Source organism: Coprococcus sp. AF16-5, from assembly GCF_003479365.1.
Lineage (GTDB): Bacteria > Bacillota > Clostridia > Lachnospirales > Lachnospiraceae > Coprococcus > Coprococcus aceti.
Genome location: NZ_QUGZ01000001.1, coordinates 177,463 through 198,120, shown reverse-complemented (window position 1 = coordinate 198,120; position 20,658 = coordinate 177,463). Strand labels below are relative to the sequence as shown.

The following is a 20,658-nucleotide window of genomic DNA, read 5'->3' as shown; positions in this document are numbered from 1 at the left end:
TCCTCCTAAATATTAATTATCTTAAGCCAAAAGGCATTTTAAAACCACCGCGTCTTCTCTTTCCGCCCATCATGCCTGACATCTGCTTCATCATCTTCTTAGACTGTTCAAACTGCTTAAGAAAACGATTCACATCTGCTATCTGGACACCTGCTCCATCTGCGATACGCTTCTTTCTTGACGGCGATATCGGATCCTGGAGTGAACGCTCTCTAGGTGTCATGGACAGAACGATTGCTTTTGGTGTTTTAGCAGCGTTCTCATCTATCTCAACATTCTTCATCTGACTTGCCATGCCTGGCATCATCGAAAGGATCTCCTGCATGCCGCCCATCTGCTCAAGCTGAGCCATCTGATCAAGAAAATCGTTGAAATCAAAACTTGCTTTGCGGAACTTCTGTTCCATCTCTTTGGCCTTCTCCTCGTCGATGGCCGACTGGGCTTTCTCAATAAGTGACTCTACATCACCCATTCCGAGGATTCGGCTCGCCATACGATCCGGGTAAAATGGCTCCAGATCGGTAAGCTTCTCTCCCATACCTGAGTACAGGATCGGCTTGCCCGTTACTGCCTTGATCGACAGTGCGGCACCGCCTCTGGTATCACCATCCAGCTTTGTGAGGATGACACCATCTATACCTATCTTATCATTGAACGTTGTCGCTACATTTACCGCATCCTGACCTGTCATGGAATCCACAGTCAGTATGGTGTAGGCAATGTCCAGATTCTCCTTTATCTCTGCAAGCTCGTTCATCATGTCCTCATCAACATGAAGACGTCCTGCGGTATCAAGGAACACCAGATTGATATTGTTCTTGGCTGCATGCTGTACAGCCGCCTTCGCAATATCCAGTGGCTTGTTGTTGTCTCCCATGGCAAACACAGGAACTCCAACCTTCTCACCATTCACCTGCAGCTGCTTGATAGCCGCCGGCCTGTATACATCACATGCCACAAGAAGTGGCTTCTTGCCTTTGTTCTTGAACTGATATGCAAGCTTTGCCGCCGTGGTGGTCTTACCTGCTCCCTGAAGTCCACACATCATGATGATCGTGATCTCATTGGATGGTCTGAGCTTGAGCTCTGTCATCTCAGATCCCATGAGCTTATCCATCTCTTCCTTAACGATCTTGATGACCATGTGTCCAGGATTCAGACCCTTTAAGACTTCCTCTCCTACAGCTCTGTCACTCACCGACTTGACAAATGACTTGACGACTTTGAAGTTAACGTCAGCCTCAAGAAGTGCTCTCTTGACTTCCTTCATGGCCTCCTTGACATCGTCCTCTGTAAGTACGCCCTTGCTTCTCAGCTTCTTAAATACGTTCTGCAGTTTATCTGATAAACTGTCAAATGCCATAGACATTCTCCCTTCTGATATTATCTATCATCAGAAATCTTCGAGTATCTTATCTGAATAATTCACTATATCTTCAATTCTGCCCGCAAGCCGTTCATCCGAGTTCATCGCCTTGAGCTCATCCGCACATTCCTTGATCTTCTGAACCTGTTCCTGTGCCTTCATGAACTTATGTACCAGCATAAGCTTCTCCTCATACTCCTCGAGGATCTTGTCACAGCGCCTTACCATATCATATACGCCCTGTCTGCTTATGTTGTTGAGTCTCGCTATCTCTGAGTAAGACATGTCATTGTTCACGACATCCTCGTACACGCTCTTCTGATGCTCTGTGAGCAGCTCACCATAAAAATCATATAACATAGACTGTCTGACTATCTTCTCCATAACGCACCTGCCTGTAAAGTATTTTTGCTTTACCATGGGCTATTCTAATACAGGCAGGATGAGTTGTCAAGTGTTTTTTCTTGACAACCTCACTAAAATTCTAAACTATCTGCATTAAGTAAAAAATATTTCATTCCCATAATCACAAATCCTTCATCATTTCTATACGGCTTTTTTGTTCCATTTACTATAACAATCTTCTTAAATGAATCTGGAATATTCCTAAATGAATTAAATTCCTGTGTCTGTTTTTCTTCAGAAACCATATCATAGGCTACTTGAATATAATATCTCTGACTACCCTGATTCACTACAAAATCAACCTCAAACTGCTTACGAGTAGTTTTTCCATCATCATTCTTTGCATACACATCTACGATACCAACATCCACATTGTAGCCTCTAATAAGCAGTTCGTTATAAACTATGTTCTCCATAATATGAGTAGGTTCCTGCTGTCTGAAATTTAACCTGGCATTTCTAAGTCCCACATCTGAAAAATAATATTTTAAGTTAGCACCCACATATTTTCTTCCCTTAATATCATACCGTTCCGCTTTAGAAATCAAAAAGGCCTCCGCCAAATAATCAATATGATTAGATATAGTCTTATTGCTATAATTGATACCCCGTTCACTTTTGAAAGTATTTGATATTTTAGTTGGATTGGTTGGTGCGCCTATGGCAGAAGCAAGAATATCGACTAAAGTTCCAATTTCATCAACATTTTTAATGTTATTCCTCTCTACAACATCCCTGATATAGACATTGGTAAAAATATTTTTTAGGTATTCTGCCTTTTGGCGTTCCACAGAAAATTGTGCTACCTGTGGCAAACCACCATATGTCATATACTCTTCCCAAGCTTCGTCATAATCTCCATCATACGCACTATAGAACTCAGCGAAAGATAATGGATAAATTCTTATCTCATCACCTCTGCCTCTAAATTCAGTTACAATATCACTGGATAAAAATCTCGAATTACTACCGGTCACATATACATCAATATTGCTAATCCTGAGCAAACTATTCAGTACTTCCTCAAATCGCGGCATAAACTGTACTTCATCCAAAATCAAATAATACCTCTGCTCATCTTTCATTGCATCCTTAATGTATTGATAACACTTTTTCGGATCCCTCAGTTCTTCGTTTTCGATGCCATCTAATGCAATCTCAATAATGTGTTCATTATCTACACCATTCTCTAATAAATAGTTCTTAAATAATACAAATAATAGGAATGACTTTCCACATCTCCTGATTCCTGTGATAATCTTTATCATTCCATTATCTTTTCTTATCTTCAACTGTTCAAGGTAAGCATCTCTCTTGATTTCCATTGTTACACTCCTTGTTTTTGTGTATGGACACATTTTTTAGTAATTCCATTTTACTATCCCGTGTCTACTTAATCAATACCAACTACTATTTTATGTGTATTTTCACGTTTTTATGTAGCAGTCAACAATAAAAATATAAAAAATATCTACCCTATACAGATTCAGTTTTTTATTATCTATTTATATCCGCCTCTCTACTATCAAATAATTATCCAATTTGTATACATCTGATAAAACAGCAAATGGCTATGCGATTAACGCATAGCCATTTACGTATTATGTTGTTTCCCAAGTAGCGAAACAACTCTGTTATCATCCCCACTTAAGGCAGGCACTCCTTTGTTTAATAATATACTCAACACTATTTTATGTCAATATCGATGAAAATTTTATTTTAATATACCTTCCTAACCTTCTCCACGCCATAAAGCTCTTTGAAGTATTCCAGATCGTCATCCGACTTTATCACCATCACACCCACAAAGCTGCCGTCCTGTCTGTTCTTAAAACCTGCGACCTGCTCACCGGTGCAGATAGAACACCTGATGACAGCCTCATGCATGTTCTCATCATATGGGAACCTGTTATCTGCATCACCACGTCCAATTTTAAGCCTTGTTATTATATTCCTGATTCCCATTATGTCATCTTCTTTCTCTGTCCGGAAATCTATCTGTCAAACGTCACATCACTTACTTGTCACAGGCAGCAGTATTATCTTCACACTCACTGCTCGATCTGTTCCAGTATATAAGGATCCTTGATCTTATTGTCCTCCGCAAAGAACAGTATCTTCGTGAGCACCTCCGATGTCTTTGGATCATCATCCACAAATGGCAGGAATATTCTGCCACGCCTCTGTGAGTGTACAGGAAGTATATTTATCATAGGTCCTGCCTCCTGATGTACCACTCCACTTCCAAGGTGAACTGTATAATTTGCTCGCTCGCCCTCTATCACTGCATGATTCTTTGTAAATGTAACATTTGTCAATCTGAAAAGCGGCATGGTAAATTCTGCTATCGCCTTTCGCATCTCAACAGTCGAATGTGAAGTCTCAGGATCCACACCTCCGGCATGTGCTACGGAAACCGCCATGTCCACATCCCTCATGACCTCGGAGAAAATGATATCCGGGATATCCTTGATCTTGAGATCCTTTCCTGTCTTTCTATCCGAAAATACCACCCATTCAAGTGTCGGAGATTCTATATCCGCAGGTGAAAACCAGTCTGCAAGAGCGTAGATCTGTGCCACTATATTCTCCTTGTAGTACACCTTCTGAAGTCCATCCTCTATATCAGCTACCCAGTGTCTTGATTTCAGGCAGCCAAGTGTCTTCTTCGGCTGGATCTGATTGCCCGCGTATCTGAGGGAATGTTCCATGTTCATTTCCTCTTCGGTCTTCACATAGAGTTCTCTGAACACCTGCTTGAACGGCTGAACGATCTTGTTGTCAAATACATACTTCTGTATATCATGCCATTTGCCAACCATGTACATGTGAAATGGATGTGCTACTGTGAGTCTGGTGTCGTCTGACAGCTCTATGTGCCTTACAGTCTGAGCACAATTCTCTGATGGCTGTACAATATCGCCGTCAGTAGATTTCTGCCCACCCAATAGCTGATCAAATTCATCACCAATAGACGTTGCCACAAATGTATTGAATCCATCCTCAGCAGCAAATCCCAACACTACATTCTTGCTATCATCAAGTTCATTTGCCCCTGACATAATACTGTCAGCCGCATTATCAAGCTCTGCCTTCACGCCATCCGGCTCCGCCACCTTGAACACCAGCGCAGCCACCATGTCATGTATAACAGGATTCTCCAACATGCCCCTGATCTCAGCCCAGGTGTATTCTTCCTGGCTCTCCATCGCATCCTCAAGCATCGCCTTTGTACGCCTTGACTGCTCCGCCATCTGCTTCTTGGCATCCATCAGAGCCAATACATACTCATCCTTCTTGATCTTTGCCGGAACTGACTTTAACTGTTTGCCGTTCTTCTCACAGATGACAGCGCATTTGCCGCCGTCCTCCATCTCAAGCCATACGGTCACTTCTCCGACCTCATGCGGCTGAAAATATTCCCTCATGCCCTGAACTACAAGGCTTTCCATACGTAGGGTAAGTCTCGTCACGTCCTGATATCCGGCATTGATCGCCATATTGCGCATAGCTGTAAAAACTGCTGCCGCCTCGCTGGCTCTCCTCTGCGCTCCGAACTGCTTGCTCTCCTTCTTGAACTTCTGAAGGAACATGTACCTGTCCTTTATCTGCTCCTCATTCTCTATCGGCAGGATTCCCACCGCCATGAGCAGATCTTTGTTTCTCTTTGCCTCGATCTCAGCCATCAGCTCGGGCTCAACATATTTGCCAAGCGCCGCATCCGCATATTTTCTCGCCCTGGTGTGCTTTGCACCGTCTGAAATGTATTTCGCCGCCTTGTATATAAGCTGGAATCGCTTGTCACCCAGCCTGTCATAGACTTCGGTAAACCACGTCCTGTCAAATGCACCGTCATTCAGCTCATTCACCTCAAGCGGGGTAAATCTCGCTATCATAGCCTTTCTCTTGTCATCAAATGACTCGTTCATGTGCGCCATGAAGTAGTAGCATCCCGCAGTAAATCCATCCCATCCAAGATACTCTCCAACTATATCTATCCACTCCGGAGAATACATAGCTGCCTCTATAAGCCTGGCATCACTTATATCCGTACCTGTAAGATATGTCTTGAGAGTCTCCGCACTGTCATTTGCATCTGGCACACACGCCTGAAGAAGATGTGACATACTGTTCTTCTTGCTGACCTTCTGACGATTATAGTAATAACCGGTATTGAAATACGTTGATCTCTCCAACGTCTCCTTGCCTAGGGCTGACAGTATCCTGACAAAATACTCCGCTCCGAATATTCTTGTAAGCCCGTATATATATGGAGAGAATTCTGTCTCTGTATCTCCCCTTGTGAGCTCTGCAGAAAGCACAAGCTCGGACATATCAGTGTACAGCTTCTTAGCTATATCCAGCCTTTTCTCGTCCGTCTCCGAGAACTCTCCTTCCGGACTGTGAAGAAGTATCTGCCTCACACTCCTCAGCCTTTCACGCTCCGTATATCCCCACTCATAGCCTCTGGTCTGCACCTTCCTGTTGCGCTCCGTTATAAAACGCATCACGTCAGATACACATTTGAGGCTCCTATCCAGGGAATTCCCCTCAAATGCCATCTTGTACATATAATCCCTGGATATAATGCCACGACTGTATGCGGCAATATAGTTCAGGAGACCAGGAACCGGCATGACACTTCCTGTGTGTACCCAGTAATATGAATTTCTATCATTTACAACGTCTGAAGGTATATTAAAGTTATGACACTTTGCAAGGGCATAGTTGTATGGAAACAAATGCCTGAAATCCTCTTCATTCTGCCTTGCCTCGTCAGAATCTTCTTTTACGTCCAATATATCGCTGTCACCATCGATCGCAAGCCACCTTGTTATTATCATGATCTGCTCATTTGTGAGCACACTTCTGTGATATACCTTTGAATCATCACCAGATATACTGCTGCCACCTTTATTCCCGCCAAATGTATATATGAGCTCATCGTTTCTTCCAAGCAGATAGTCTGCTGCCACAACGGCAAGTCTCATCTTGTCACTATCCATCACATATCTTCTATACAGGAAACCAATTACAGCTCTGGAAATGGCAAGATATCCGAATGCCGGACATTCTTCTATATATATATTTCCAAACATATCCGCCATAAAACTCTCACAGTACTTCTTGAAATCCTGTTTGTCACTGTTGTAGCCATTCAGATACACATAGAGTTGCATGCACATATACGGAGTCTGAATATTTTTCTCGTAGAAATCTACCCACAATTCCTCACATGCCACTTTGTCACGGTTCACATATATGTTTCCACCTGCCTCACCAAGCAGGCCGATCTCTCCGTCAGCCATCTCATACTCATCATTTTTGTGCTCATCCACAAATGCATCAAATTTTCTTAATATATTTATAACTTCTGAATCAGATGTCGTGTCTTTCTTTTTAGGCACAATCTTTGATTTGAGTTTTGCAAATGCACCCTCGCTCTTGGCAGTCTTGCACAGATTATCATTTGCAATCCCGCTTTCAGGGAAATACTTTTTGTACAGCTCAAGGCACTCAGCCAGATAACTCTTGTCAAATATCGGCTCATAGTCCGCATTTACATCATAAAGTCCATACCCCTCATCTGCACCAGCCCGGTCTGTGCCAACATTTTTTATCTCACGTATAAGAATCTGCTCCTTAGTTGTAACACTGGATCTTCCATTCGCAGACTCCCTCTGCATAGCGTCTATATGACCAACACAATCTGTAAAAAGGTTCTGCCTGTTCTCATCATTTTTGAGCTGGAGCAGCAGATCAAGTCCCGCTGTTCTCTTCTCCTCCTTGGAATCTGCGAGAAGTCTTCCGATGAGATCGTCCATGTCATCACCGTCAAGTTTATAAAGTATAGACAGTACAGTCTCCCTTATGTCTGACTTCTTGTACTTGAGCATATTCTCAAGCTGTACATAATTCTCCGGCGAAAGTTTCATATCCTTAACGATCATCGCCGCCTTGTTTCTGGTATATGTCTCCTTGTCGGCAACCGCATCCACCAGTATGGCACGCTGTCTGTCATTTGCCGGCTGCCTTACAAGCAGAAGCAAAAGCGCATCTCTGCTGTACCTTGCGGAATCTATCTCAGGAACCATCTCCGCTATGTAAGTGATCTTGTCCTCGTCCTTGAGAGCGCTTGCACAGACCGCAAGTCTCATGATGATTGCAGATCTGTCCAGATATTCGGCATTCCATGGAAATACACACGGATCAAACTCAAGCCTCTTCTTTGGCATGCGCTCAAGTATGCCCATGAGGATATCGTACATCTCCTGACATTCTTTCCTGCTGTCAAAATATTTGTCCACCTCGGCAAATGTCATTTTCTTAAGTTCATTGTTGTACGATCTGCCGTCTTTATATATGAGACTATTCATATAAGGCTGGTAATCCGACATGAAGCTTGGCATGATGACCGCCATGGTGTCCATCTCGTCTGGGAATCTCTTGATAAATTCCTTTGCAACGCTGTGTGTGTACACCTTTCCCAGACTCATTGCCCTAATATATGTGCCAAATACCAGTCTTTGGTGTCTGCTGCCATCAAGCGCCAGCTTGTTCATCACATGGCATGCCTCGTCCACATCAAAGAAACCATAGCTCCACAGCGCAAGATAGATCTGCATGGCATCCTCGCCGGATAATGCCTCACGCCTTGCATTTTCATCATTCAGATATGTATCTATAAGTAGCAGCTGTTTCTTCTGTATATGGTCAAGCTTGCTCTCCTCGTCAGTCACAAGTCCTGTCCAAGTGGCTACAGCCCTCATGACAGACGAGAATCTCAGAAGATCATTCTCCTTTATTACATGGAACAGGGTCATAAATGCACCTGCTGTTCCATAATCCATGTTCTCACATATCGCCTGCCTAAGCCCCTCCTGAAGCTTTGCTGCAACGAGCAGCTTGCCTACAGCCTCATGGAGTCTTGTGTTGGAGCTCATATATATTCCCCTGAGGATATTGGTCGTTAGCCTTGTCTGCGCACTCTCACCGAACATGATGTCCATGAGCACTTCCTCAAGCTCTGCATTTCCCCTGTCGAGCTCCGCCTGTATCCAATATTCAGATACTATTCTATACCCATTGCTGTTGCCATCCCTGTAATAGCACAATATATCCTGCGGCATTTTCTCCCTGTAGAGAGATACTATGTCGCATCCGTATATCCCCATGGAGTGATATTCATTCATGATCCTGAAATATCTGTCAAGAAATGCCCCATACCTCTTTGTACGCATGGTTCTTCTGTAATAATACTGGCTTGTCTGCCACTTGATTATGCTGTCTATAGAAGTGTAGAAATCCTCCAGCAGATGATCCGGCACCCACCCCGGCAAATGCTTCAGCTCCTTCCTGAAGAATTCCGAAGGAACATTCTTTTCATTCTCAAGAAATGTCTCAAGTCTCTTGCCGATCATCGACTCTTTTACATCTCCATAGTAATTATCCATCTCCTTAAGAAGCTTCTGCGCATCCGCACTGTAGCTCTTTCTGAGCTTCGTGGAATTCTCGTCAAATACCTCTCTCACTTCATCTGCGATTCTCTTCTGCTCCTCAAGCTCAAGTCTTGTCTTCTTGTCCTCCGCCATTGTAACCCCTTTCTTTTGTCCACGTATCATCTACGCAAATCATGCCCTTGCATATTCCCATATTTTGCGCATATACTGTTCGCGTTCCTGTTCGCTAGTAGTCTTTGACCAATACTTTGAATCTACGATCTTTTACTTACCACATTCTGCCCGCCAGCATTGTGAGGCGGATAAATGTGATCTCATCCCCTTCGTTAAACTCCTCTTTCCTGTTCAGCTCCGTTAATTCATCCATACCGCGGAACACTCTGAACAGCCCATCCTCAAATCCCTGAATGGCTGTCTCTACCGCCTCTTTCACATCCGGTTTCTTCTCCCCATAGACGATCCCGAATGCTATCTTTCCTATTCTTCCCATGTCATCGATCTGTTCATCTGTCAGCACTGCATCGCCGCGATCCATGCGGGATATGTACTGTGCCACGCATATCTTTACTGTCTCTGTTATGAGTTCCCGTAGCGTACTCGGTGCTGTGTCATATTCAAATGGGACCTTGTGAACTGTGTCCTTACGCTTGCCAAGCTGTTTTATGTTCATGTATAAAGTCATGTGATTCCCCCGAAATCTTGTTATATGTATATTCACATTGTGCAGAAATTGCACATACTGAAATAAATGTTCAACTTGTGCAAAAATTGCACATATTGAATAATAGTGTCTGTTAAGCCACATTAGCACTTTCTTTGAACTTATATGGTCTAAGTGTTTTGTAGAGCAAATAAAAATTTATCTTTTCATGTATATTGATTATCGAACGTATGTTTGTTATAATATAAGAGGTGCTACCCTATTCGGTAGGCGGTTAGCCTTCGCCACAGGAGTTTATAGCCTGTGTTTACATAGATACATCCATTTACGGAAATCTATTACGGAGGTTTGTGCTTATGCTTACAACGGAACTTTTTATAGCCATCATCAGCTTATGCATAACATGCTTTGCTCTTGGTTATGCCGTTGGCTCTAAGAGCAATGATAAGAAATAAGACAAAAAAGTAACCGCCCTGTCCTGACAAAACTTGGCGGTTACTTTTTTGTAATTGCAATATCAGGGCTAACCGTCTATCGGTAGCACCTCTTTACACTTATATTAACATTCAACCGCTTTTATGTCAAATATATCGTTTTTATTATTTAAGTATAATCATAAACACTTATTTATCATGCTATAAATTATACACCACGTAATATCAAAAGCAAACAAATAAAACTCCACCCAATCATTCCGGCTCATGTATTTACTTAAAAGCCTTGCCAACAAAACCCAAATGTTATATCGTCTCATATAAACAAGTACAAAAGGGGATTTCAAAAATGAATTTAAAACTTACAAAACCGGAAAATGCCACCGTTCCCGCATCATATGACGTAGATAGGAATAGATCAGAGCAGCCTTCCGATACGAATTTAGAGCAGATACTGTCACTTGATTGATGGAAAGAAAAAGCGCATAGAATACAACAGTCAGACATACGTAGACGAGCTCACAAATACCGCCTTTCAGGATAAAGTCCTGAACTTTTATACCTTACAACCCTATATTTTAGAAAACGAGAAAATATTATCCCTAATTCTACAAAACAGGTTGATTAAGGATAAAAATTCGACCGGCTCACGGGCAGGAACAAGTCCTAATGCAATTGCTCCATTCTCTCCCTGAGCACTTCCTCCTCAGTGTATGTGTGCTTTCCAAGAAGTTTATCTCGTTTTCCGCCAAATGTCTTATTCAACTTACCCAGATTGAATCCAACAAGGAATGCGGCAATAACCGTACCGGCGCCCACGCTTCCAAGACTGTGTATGCAGATCAGACATGTTACGACCGACACAGCCACCATAGAACAGTCAAATCCGATCTTTACCTTTGAAAATTCAATGTATGTGACCTCTGAGACAGCCTGCATAACACCCTCCCCGGCAAGTGGGATAAGATTCGCCGGCAGATAAAAGAATATTCCGCCTGCTATGAATATGGTACTCACAAGCATCAAAACACCCCTGACAACTATGTTATCTGTTGATGGCAGAAATGTCGCAAGATAATTACAGAACGTCGTAAAGTATCCAAATACTACTCCAACCACTATCTGAAGAAGATTTATCGGTTTGAAATTCTTTCGAAGTATAATGATCTGTATAAGCACCAATGCCGCATGGAATATGATCGTCGCCTTTCCCATCTCGATTCCCCATACACATGTCATCGTATATGGTATAGAGCTAACCGGCGACACTCCCAGATTGGATTTGACTGAAAGTGCTATTCCTATAGTCATAATAAACAGTCCAACAAAATACATTGGGATTCTTACCTTCATGTTCTTCATTACTCTGCTCCTCTTTTTCCAAAAACGGATCATCGTTCTATATATTTTGCAATGACAGATATTAAAATACTCATGTCAACCGGCTTCGCCACATGGTCATTCATTCCTGCTTCTTTAGCTTTCAGCCTGTCCTCCGTAAATGCATTTGCTGTCATTGCAATGATCGGTACCTTCTTTGCATCCACTCTGTCCAAAGACCTGATCATCTTTGTGGCTTCATAACCATTCATGACCGGCATCATAATGTCCATAAGAATAGCATCAAAATCACCAGATTCACTTTTTCTGAACAGCTCAACAGCTTCCTTACCATTCCATGCTTTTGTCACGTCCGCGCCTTCATTATGAAGCACAAATTCTGCAATTTCCATATTCAGCTCATTATCTTCTGCCAGAAGAATATGCAGTCCCTTTATAGATTTTTCTGATACACACTTCTGCTCTTCACGTTTATTCGCATCTAGATCTATTTTAAACGGAACCCTGATCACAAAGGTAGTTCCTTCGCCTTCTTTGCTTTCAAAGGTAATTGTTCCACCCATTTTCTCGACCAGATTTTTTACAATCGGCATTCCCAGGCCTGTTCCTGCAAATTTTGTGCGGCTTCCTGTGTGTTCCTGCGTGAATGGTTCAAACACACATTTCTGGAACTCCTCAGTCATTCCGATTCCTGTATCCCGGCAGACAAATTCCATTGTCGTCATTTCTGGCTGTTCGGATGGAATTTCCATGCAGCTGATATATATACGTCCGTTTTCTCTATTATATTTCACCGCATTCGACAGGATATTCATCATCACACGTTTCACATACCCTGGACTTCCAATAAAATTCTGGTGTGTGATTTCTTTTTTCTCCCACACGATCCGGATATTCTGTTCTGCAGCCATCGGCTCGATCACAACGAATACTTCCCTTGAAATACTGCTCAGATTAAATGGAATCTCTTCCAGAACGATTTCACCAGACTCAAGCTTACTCATATCCAGAATATCATTTACCAGTTCCAGCAACAGATTGGATGCCTCTTTAACCTTTGTCCTGTATTCCGCCTGCTTCTCCATATCATCTGCATAATAGTCTGCCATATTGACCAAACCGCAGATTCCATTGATCGGAGTCCGGATATCATGGCTCATTCGCTGAAGGAACTCCGTTTTTGCCTCATTGGCGGCTTCTGCCTTTTTTGCAGCTATCAGAAGTTCTGCTTTATATTTTTCGTCTTTTTCCTGTTCCAGTTTCTGATGTGTAAGATTGGTTCTGTATGCCCAGAACCCAAATGTACTGAACATCAGCAAATAAAGGAAAATAACACCTGCTACACTCAATGGAAGGTTATGAAACACTTCTGTGTCCGGAAGATATGCATAAATATAATAATCTCGCTGCTTCAGCATGATACCGTAACATCCAGTTCCCTCATTCTTCAAATGATAAATATGCTGACTGTCTGTATGCTTTTTCATTTCCTGAACAACCTCGTTACCAGTTGTATTCTGCCCCAGAAGGCTCTCATCGTTACTGGCAACAACTATTCCATCATCTGCAATAATTATTGTTCCATCTTTATGGACACTATAGCCGTTTAAAAGCCTCTGTATCGTAAGGGTATAATTTCTGGCAAATTCAGGTGATGTGTAATAGTAGATTGCCACAATACCCGGTGCATCTTTTCTGGCGCAGGCTGCAATATCAATATATGATCCATCTTCCCTGGTAAACCGTTCTGAATAAGATCTTTCTTCATATCCGGCAAAATCCATGATAATTTCTTTTTGCAGATACTCCGTAATCTCGTTGTACAGAAATTCATCCGTGCTGTATTCACAGTCCGTCTTTCCTTCTTTATCCAGTACAATGATACCATCCACCCAGAGCGTCTGCAGATTTTCTTTCAGAAATTCCTGACTCAGCTGACCACCGTTTTCTGTTTCCATGTCGATATTCGTACTCATCTGTCTGGCACTTTCAATCGCACGGAGGAGACTTTTGGATTCCGAAGATTCATTATAATGGGTGTAGCTTGAACACTGCACTTTGACATAGTTTACAATCTCCAACATTCTTTTCTCTGCTTCTGTTTTTTCTGCGTTGAAGAAATAGAACAGAAAGGCTATTGCCACACAGATTCCAATCAGACCACCGAGCAGCCGGATTCGTTTTTCTTTCTTCTTTCTCTTAATATCCAAGATCATCTACCTCCAGATACTTCTCAGGATTATCCAGGTATTTTTCAATGATTTTCAGGGATGTGCCATCCTGACGCATTTCTTCCAGCGTCTGGTCCATCTGCTCACAGATTCCTCTGTCATCATCTTTTGCGAAAGCAACACCTATCCCCGTAATCATCAGCGGTTCTTCTAGAATACGGAAGCTTGTGTTATAATCCTTCATATACTGGAAAATCGATTCCTCATGTGCGGCAACTGCATCTACATATCCTTTCCCCAGAAACGTATAAATCAACTCCCGGTGTGCAAGACTGATCAGATTTCCCAGCTTGGGGATTCTTTCATCTGTCCGGTTCAGAAAGATGCCTTCCGGTTTGGTTGTGGACTGGACAGCCAGGTTCTTTCCCTCCAGGTCACTCAGTTTATAGATATTGCTGTTCTCATTTACAGCAACCACCTGACGGCTTGCTATATATGGTCCCGCCCAGCGATAATCGTCAAGGCGTCCTTCCATGGAAAAACAACCCATGATACAGTCAATCTCTCCGCTCTCCACCAGTTCTTTTTTCTTCTCCCAGTTGATCTGTACAACCTCCACCTGATATCCCATTCTTTCGAAAGCTTCTGTAGCCAGTTCTACATCAATTCCTGTCGGGATTCCATCCTCATTCAGATAATTGTATGGTGGATAACTGTCACTCCCGAGCGTGATGATGGGTTTTTCCATTTCTTTTCTACTGTCACCTGTGTTTGTGCACCCTGCCAGGGTGACTGTTAAGATTCCCGCAAGCAGAATGCCTGCAATCACTCTTTTTCCTATCATTTTCCGTCTATCCTTAACTATTTTTTCGTTTTTTCATATCTGATTTCCTAATAAAATTATTATGGTTACATCTATGAAATATCATCATAAAAAAACACTGTCCTACAGACAGTGCACCTAATTTCATGCAACTGGCTGCCATTTTAAAGGCCCTGTAGCTTTGCGTCCCAGACTTTCATCTGGTTTGCCGATTATCATTTTTTAACTTTTAAACTTATGCCCAAAAAAAGAACAGCCGATATATACATTCGAACTGTTCTTCTACTTCCGAAGTCCACACAACATTGACATCACTGTTTCCTGCTCATTTGTACTAAGATCGTTCCATATCTTTAAAACGTCTTTCTGCAAAAGTCATTTTCGCTTATATCTTTTTTATAATATCATAGGATGTTACGTTTGTCACATAAAACTTTGAAGCGCAAATCATTTTGTAAACCATTCAAAGCAAAATATTAGGCAATACCATTCAGCAAACTCTTTGCCTGTTTTATGTTAAGCACCTCCGTCCCCCATCTCTACCTATAGAAAAAAGATCCAGGCACAACTTATACGTCATGTCTGGATCTTTCTGAAATGTCTATAAAGAAATTATTTTATTGAATATATCTTACTTTTTGATAACCGCTTTCTTAGACACACCCCTTGCTACCAGAAGTTTCTTATAGTAAGCAAGCTTTGATGCCGGTACTTTTACGGTCATCTTTGCGTATGTTCCTGTAAAGGCAGCAGCTCCTACCGTCTTTGTGGTCATGGCTGTGTTTCTCACCACAAGTGCCTTGAGGTTCTTACATCCGTAAAATGCCTTTGAACCTATGGTCTTTACATTCTTGCTTATAACAACCTTTGCAAGCTTTGTATTGCCCTTGAATGCTCCGCCTCCTATGGCAGTGACCTTGAATGTCTTTCCGCCAAGCTTTATCGCATCCGGCACTGTAACAGAAGTTGTCTTCTTGACAGCTGACACAAGAGTTACTGTTCCTCTTCCGCTTGTGGATGCATTTGTTATCTTGTATCTATAGTTTCCGTATGTGTATACCTTTCCAGCCTTTGTAACTATATTGAAGTATCTCACCACACTTCCACCATAGTTGCCAATTCCGGTTATGACGACCTTTGCCTTTCCGAAGTTCTTATTGGAATAGCATGTTATCTTGTAGTTCTTATTCAATGTGAGCTTGGTCTTGCCATACACCACCTTGGTATTTGGCTTTACAGCCTTGCCTGTATACAGAACCTTTGCTGACACAGCCACCTTTGCCTTTTTGATATCTCTCTTTGCAATGGCAAATGTCAATGTAACCGTGCCTTTGTATTTTCCTTTGCCCTTTACGACCGCTTTGGCTGTTCCGGCATTTATATTCGATGAATATGTAACTGTGTAATCTGTGCCAGATACAAGTGTGGTATTTCCGACACTAACCACTACTGCAGGAGTTATCTTCGCTCCCGTATATGTAGCCTTGTAGGATGCCTTCTGTGTCGCCTTATAAATTACCTTTGCGCTCTTAGATATGTCAACCGTTATCCATGTCCACACAGCCTTCAGTGTAATATCTCCATCCACGGCTCCATACAACGCATCGGCCACATATGTCTTACCTGCATTGTCGGTCCATGTCAGGCTGTACCCAGGCTTTGATGCTGAGTAAGCTACACCATCTTTTGTAGTTATATCGAGCTTTGAGATATCAAGTATTGAACCCTTGTTGAATGACGATACACAGATCTGATCATCATTCTCATCGACAAATGTCACCTTGACCATAACAATGCTCTCACCCGTGCTGTCTACAGGATCCTTTGAATACGTCGGATCTCCGCCTATAACGGCATCTCCGTCAACTATGATCTTTCCATCGTCTGATCTGACACCAAATGATCCACCTGTACTTGAACCTGATGCATCTGCTGTGATCTTTCCGCCTACAAGCTTTATAGAATTATCCGCTGATATAACCGACTCATCCTCGCCAAGAGCTGTGGATGTGGCATCAAGCAAGCCACCTGTCATCTCGACATCCTTCGCTGCAACGGCCTCCGACACTGCCTCTATCTTGTTGCTGCCACCGGATATCTTCACTGTGCCAGCTGATTCAACGCCCTTGCCCTCAGACTTTATCTTTATGCCTGATATCTCAACATCTCCGTCAGCCTTCACCGCCGGAGCATCCGGTGTTGATGAGACTATCACTGATGAATCGCCATTTCCATTTATCTTCACAACACCTGATCCCGCAGAATTCTCCATACATTTGATTCCATCTGAGACGATATTGTTTCCAAGCACACTGATCACGAATGTTCCAGAATTGCCTGGATCTACTGTGAGTTTCTTTAACACAGCACTGTCTATCGTGATACTGCCTGCTTTTCCGGTATCAACCGCCACATCTGCGCCATCGCCCGTCACAGTATAATCACCGCTCTGTGTAAATGAAACCAGTATATTTTTACCGGACTCAGACACTCTTACAGTTGGATTGCCATTGCCATCTACCAAAGCTCCAACATATTCACTGTCGCCAAGTCGTCCAACATCTATTGTGTATGGATCTGACACAAGTGTCACAATCTCAAGTGCCTTACTCATTGCACCGGCATTCAGATTTGAAGTTGCCTTCATTCGTCCATATACATAATACTTTGTAAATGCCTTGCGTCCTGCAAAATATGCGCCGTCCTGCCATGTGAGACTATCCGCATCATCGACAGGAACTGTAGATATTGCATATTCAACTCCTGTATTTGTACCTGATACATAGCTCTCAACTGTTACAGATAATGATGAAACTGCCTTTTTGGCAAGTGACACACTAGCTGTGTTCTCAGACTTTGCGACTTTCGCTTTAAGAAGTATATTCGCTGTTCCATTTGCTGTTGTGATCACAAGTGTATCGCTATAGCTTCCTGCAGCAAGGCCTGTCACAGGTCTCACCTCAACAGAGGTCTCCTGTCCGGCTGCTATCTGACCTGCAGGATATACTGTGATCTGGAAATTACTTCCGGTCTTGAGACTCGCCTTCACATCGCTCAGCTCAGTCTCGCCACAATTACTTAAGCCTATGCGTTCTGAAGAAACATCCCCGTATCCATAGACAAGAGCATTCCATGCCTTTCCAGAAGTTTCGCATGACAGTTTTCCCGGCTCAAGAACCTTGACTTTGCACACAGCCTTAACTCCTGAACCATCCTTTGCCTTTGCGGTGATGGTGGCCGTTCCAGCTGTAAGTGCCGTTATCTTGCCATTCTGAACTGATACCTTTGTCCTGTCAGAGCTTGTCCACACGAGTGAGCTGTCTGTCGCATCCGCTGGTGTGACTGTGGCTTTTATCTGTCCACTCTCACCTACCTTCATAGTAAGTGCCGTTTGGTCAAATGTGATTCCTTTGACTGGTATAACCTGAGTTTCCGTAGAAGACTCTGTAGTCTTTTCTGTTGATGAACCTGTTGTTGATCCTGTCGAACCCGTGCTGGATCCAGATGAAGGATTCTTTGTTGCCTTCTCTGTGGTAGTTGTCTTTGTTGTAGTCTCAGTGGTGACATTTCCACCTGATTCACCGCTTATCGTCCTAAGCTCTGACGACACCTCGCTCTTTGGAACTACCTTCTGTGCTGCCTTCTCCTCATCTGTTCCGCTGTTCTTTACATACAGATAAAGTCCAGCTGCTGCACCCACAAGGCTTGCATTATAGTCCAGTGCAACCTCGTTCTGGTTATAATCTTCTGAGCTATCTACATAGGATGTACTCGAACCCGCCGGACCGCCAACCAAAGCGCCGACTAGTACATGTGCCTGCTTTGTATATGCATTTCCAGTTACAGAACCCTGATATCCGCTTGAGGCTCTGTGATGAGGGTACTTTGATGAATACTTGTTGTAACCGACAACAAAACACTTTGAACCTGCATTGTTGCCAAGTATGTACTTCATCTGACCATTTGCCCATGATGAATAATCATTCTTTCCATATATAGTATCATACAGAAGACCTGTCATCTGATGAGCAGTGTTATATCTCGCCGATCCCCAGCTGTCTATCAGGCAGAAATTGTTATCTCCTGACTGTGTCTTGCTTGCTATAAGTCCTGACTGGTTCTCCACGAACACGCTCTTCTTGGATGAATTAGGACTGTAGAGCAGAGCCGCCTGAGCCACGTTATTCCAGCAAAGAGCCCAGTTAGGATTTGTTCTGCCACCATATACATTATTGTATTTTGTTGCATATGCTGATTTTCCTGTAGCCTTGTACAGAAGAGCCGCCGCAAGGGCATAGTCATCTTCCCATGAATCTGAGTTATAGAAACCTGATGCCGGACCCGAGCTGTTCTTCTTAGCCTTAGTATCCGCATATGTGAAAAGCTTCTCCGCATAGGAAAGCGCTTTCTTATCCTTGTAATTTATATAATATGCCGCAAGTGCCGCCGCTGTCTCTGAAACGATATCTGTACACGTATCCGAATCAGATGTGAATGTTGCCTGTCCACTTCTTGATGACTGCTTTTCCGGAGCTCCCCAGTATCCATGATCGACATTTCCATCACCGACCTGATAACAGAAAGCCTGAACCGAGCCATCACTTCCAAGGACTGTGCATTCCTCGAAATAATCAACGAATCTGTCCATGATCCTCTTATAGTGTGCCTCTGTAGCAGTATCCGCAAATGCCTCGGCAAACTCCATGTGCGCAAGTCCTAGAACTGTAGCCGAATATGCCTGTGGCAGACCAAACTTGGCATGATCTCCCGCATCATGGTATCCACCGCTGACATCCACAGTCTTTCCATTATATGTTGTTTTTGCATCCTCAGTATGGCAGTTTGATCTCCAAGAAAACTCACTCTTTGCAGATACATCACTTCCGCACATATTCGCATCATAAAGATACAGTGACTCCTGAAGAAGCTTTGCATAATTGTACTCAACATCTGTATTGATCTCGCCTGTGTTGTCCCCGGCTCCGCCAGATGATGATGAAAGTGAACCGATAAATGAGTCAAATGCACCTGACTGTGAGCTGTAGTACACCTTGACACCTGTTATAGACACACCATTTGCCGTGCCTGTGTAGCCAAGCTTTGAATAACTCACGCTCGATCCGGCATTTACTGCACCTGACTTCTTGGATGTGTTTGGATATATGTACAGCTTTCCATCACTGAATACACCCTTGAGGGCTGACCAGCTGCTGTAATCCTTAACTGCAGTTACCGAGCCACTCACATCAGCCACCACTATCCAGTCTGCTATGTATGAATTGCTCTTGTTATTTATCGTTATCTCTGTCTCGTAGTAGCCGTCTCCCTTGGCTGTTCCATCTCCATCAGCAAGACTTGCGGTTACGCTTGAGCTTGTGTTTCCAATTGAATCAAGGTCCGCACTGCCTGATCCGCTGTCTCCCGAACCGCCAGACTCCCCTGATGAACCTGAACCGCCTGAACTATTCTTTGTTCCGGCAAGAACCGCTGATACAATTCTGAACTTTATCGTACTGCCCGCCTGAAGGTTCGCCACCTGTATTCCAAATGCCACCTTCTCCGTGCTGGTTGTGCTGATAGATGCCAGATCAAGTACGGTCTCAAACTGTCCTGCCTTGGACAGATCTACCCATATTTCATTGTTCGACCAATCCGTGCCATACGATGCAAATGGCATAACTCCCGCATTCTGTCCACTTGCAGCGGTGAACGTATCAACCGCATATGTGATCTTAAGTGTCTTATACCCTGCATCCGCGATTGCTTTCATGGATGCCATATCTGAGGCGGGCGAAAACCTTATCTCCGCCTTTCCATGATCACTCCACTCATCCGTTGCTGCAGTCACCGTCTTCCAACCGGTGTCCGGTTTCAGATCCAGCGTTATGGTCTCCGCCTTAGCTGTGATCTCCGGCCATGTTATATTGCCGATGATCATGCATAAGGTGAGAACATATGCCAGGATCCTGCTCGCTGCTTTCTTTCTCATTTCCCTTT

Annotated in this window: 10 protein-coding genes and 1 riboswitch; all 10 genes read right to left on the bottom strand. The window is 43.2% G+C overall.

Annotation, left to right across the window (positions count from 1 at the left end):
- Positions 1-16: 16 nt before the first annotated feature.
- On the bottom strand, positions 17-1,363 hold the full coding sequence (gene ffh, locus DWW70_RS00835) for a signal recognition particle protein (RefSeq protein WP_118649102.1): 1,347 nt from the start codon (positions 1,361-1,363) through the stop codon (positions 17-19).
- Between the two features lie 30 nt (positions 1,364-1,393).
- The gene (gene ylxM, locus DWW70_RS00830) at positions 1,394-1,750 is read right to left on the bottom strand and encodes a YlxM family DNA-binding protein (RefSeq protein WP_022059475.1); all 357 of its coding nucleotides are present in this window, start codon (positions 1,748-1,750) and stop codon (positions 1,394-1,396) included.
- Between the two features lie 92 nt (positions 1,751-1,842).
- Positions 1,843-3,096: an ATP-binding protein gene (locus tag DWW70_RS00825; RefSeq protein WP_118649100.1), complete on the bottom strand. Its 1,254-nt coding sequence runs from the start codon at positions 3,094-3,096 to the stop codon at positions 1,843-1,845.
- A 394-nt stretch (positions 3,097-3,490) separates the two neighbouring features.
- Positions 3,491-3,736: a hypothetical protein gene (locus DWW70_RS00820; RefSeq protein WP_330416363.1), complete on the bottom strand. Its 246-nt coding sequence runs from the start codon at positions 3,734-3,736 to the stop codon at positions 3,491-3,493.
- 86 nt (positions 3,737-3,822) lie between these two features.
- Positions 3,823-9,363 carry a DUF4132 domain-containing protein gene (locus tag DWW70_RS00815; protein ID WP_118649099.1) on the bottom strand — a complete coding sequence of 1,847 codons (5,541 nt, stop codon included), beginning with the start codon at positions 9,361-9,363 and terminating at the stop codon, positions 3,823-3,825.
- 136 nt (positions 9,364-9,499) lie between these two features.
- Positions 9,500-9,913, bottom strand: a complete 414-nt coding sequence (locus DWW70_RS00810) for a hypothetical protein (protein ID WP_118649098.1) — start codon at positions 9,911-9,913, stop codon at positions 9,500-9,502.
- 1,079 nt (positions 9,914-10,992) lie between these two features.
- Positions 10,993-11,688: a YczE/YyaS/YitT family protein gene (locus tag DWW70_RS00805; protein ID WP_118649097.1), complete on the bottom strand. Its 696-nt coding sequence runs from the start codon at positions 11,686-11,688 to the stop codon at positions 10,993-10,995.
- A 29-nt stretch (positions 11,689-11,717) separates the two neighbouring features.
- Positions 11,718-13,883, bottom strand: coding sequence for an ATP-binding response regulator (locus DWW70_RS00800; protein WP_118649096.1), 2,166 nt, complete (start codon positions 13,881-13,883; stop codon positions 11,718-11,720).
- Positions 13,867-14,682, bottom strand: a complete 816-nt coding sequence (locus tag DWW70_RS00795; protein ID WP_117549050.1) for a substrate-binding periplasmic protein — start codon at positions 14,680-14,682, stop codon at positions 13,867-13,869. The genes DWW70_RS00800 and DWW70_RS00795 overlap by 17 nt, the downstream gene beginning before the upstream one ends.
- A gap of 123 nt (positions 14,683-14,805) precedes the next feature.
- A riboswitch (cyclic di-GMP riboswitch) is annotated at positions 14,806-14,881 on the bottom strand.
- 411 nt (positions 14,882-15,292) lie between these two features.
- Positions 15,293-20,650 (bottom strand): glycoside hydrolase family 9 protein, encoded by a 5,358-nt coding sequence (locus DWW70_RS00790; RefSeq protein ID WP_118649095.1) that lies wholly within the window; start codon positions 20,648-20,650, stop codon positions 15,293-15,295.
- Positions 20,651-20,658: the final 8 nt, after the last annotated feature.

What these genes read in the sequence shown, in the direction of transcription:
- DWW70_RS00790 (WP_118649095.1), bottom strand. Translation starts at nt 20,650, where the DNA reads ATGAGAAAGAAAGCAGCGAGCAGGATCCTGGCATATGTTCTCACCTTA.
- DWW70_RS00815 (WP_118649099.1), bottom strand. Translation starts at nt 9,363, where the DNA reads ATGGCGGAGGACAAGAAGACAAGACTTGAGCTTGAGGAGCAGAAGAGA.
- ylxM (WP_022059475.1), bottom strand. Translation starts at nt 1,750, where the DNA reads ATGGAGAAGATAGTCAGACAGTCTATGTTATATGATTTTTATGGTGAG.
- DWW70_RS00820 (WP_330416363.1), bottom strand. Translation starts at nt 3,736, where the DNA reads ATGGGAATCAGGAATATAATAACAAGGCTTAAAATTGGACGTGGTGAT.
- DWW70_RS00810 (WP_118649098.1), bottom strand. Translation starts at nt 9,913, where the DNA reads ATGACTTTATACATGAACATAAAACAGCTTGGCAAGCGTAAGGACACA.
- ffh (WP_118649102.1), bottom strand. Translation starts at nt 1,363, where the DNA reads ATGGCATTTGACAGTTTATCAGATAAACTGCAGAACGTATTTAAGAAG.
- DWW70_RS00795 (WP_117549050.1), bottom strand. Translation starts at nt 14,682, where the DNA reads ATGATAGGAAAAAGAGTGATTGCAGGCATTCTGCTTGCGGGAATCTTA.
- DWW70_RS00825 (WP_118649100.1), bottom strand. Translation starts at nt 3,096, where the DNA reads ATGGAAATCAAGAGAGATGCTTACCTTGAACAGTTGAAGATAAGAAAA.
- DWW70_RS00805 (WP_118649097.1), bottom strand. Translation starts at nt 11,688, where the DNA reads ATGAAGAACATGAAGGTAAGAATCCCAATGTATTTTGTTGGACTGTTT.
- DWW70_RS00800 (WP_118649096.1), bottom strand. Translation starts at nt 13,883, where the DNA reads ATGATCTTGGATATTAAGAGAAAGAAGAAAGAAAAACGAATCCGGCTG.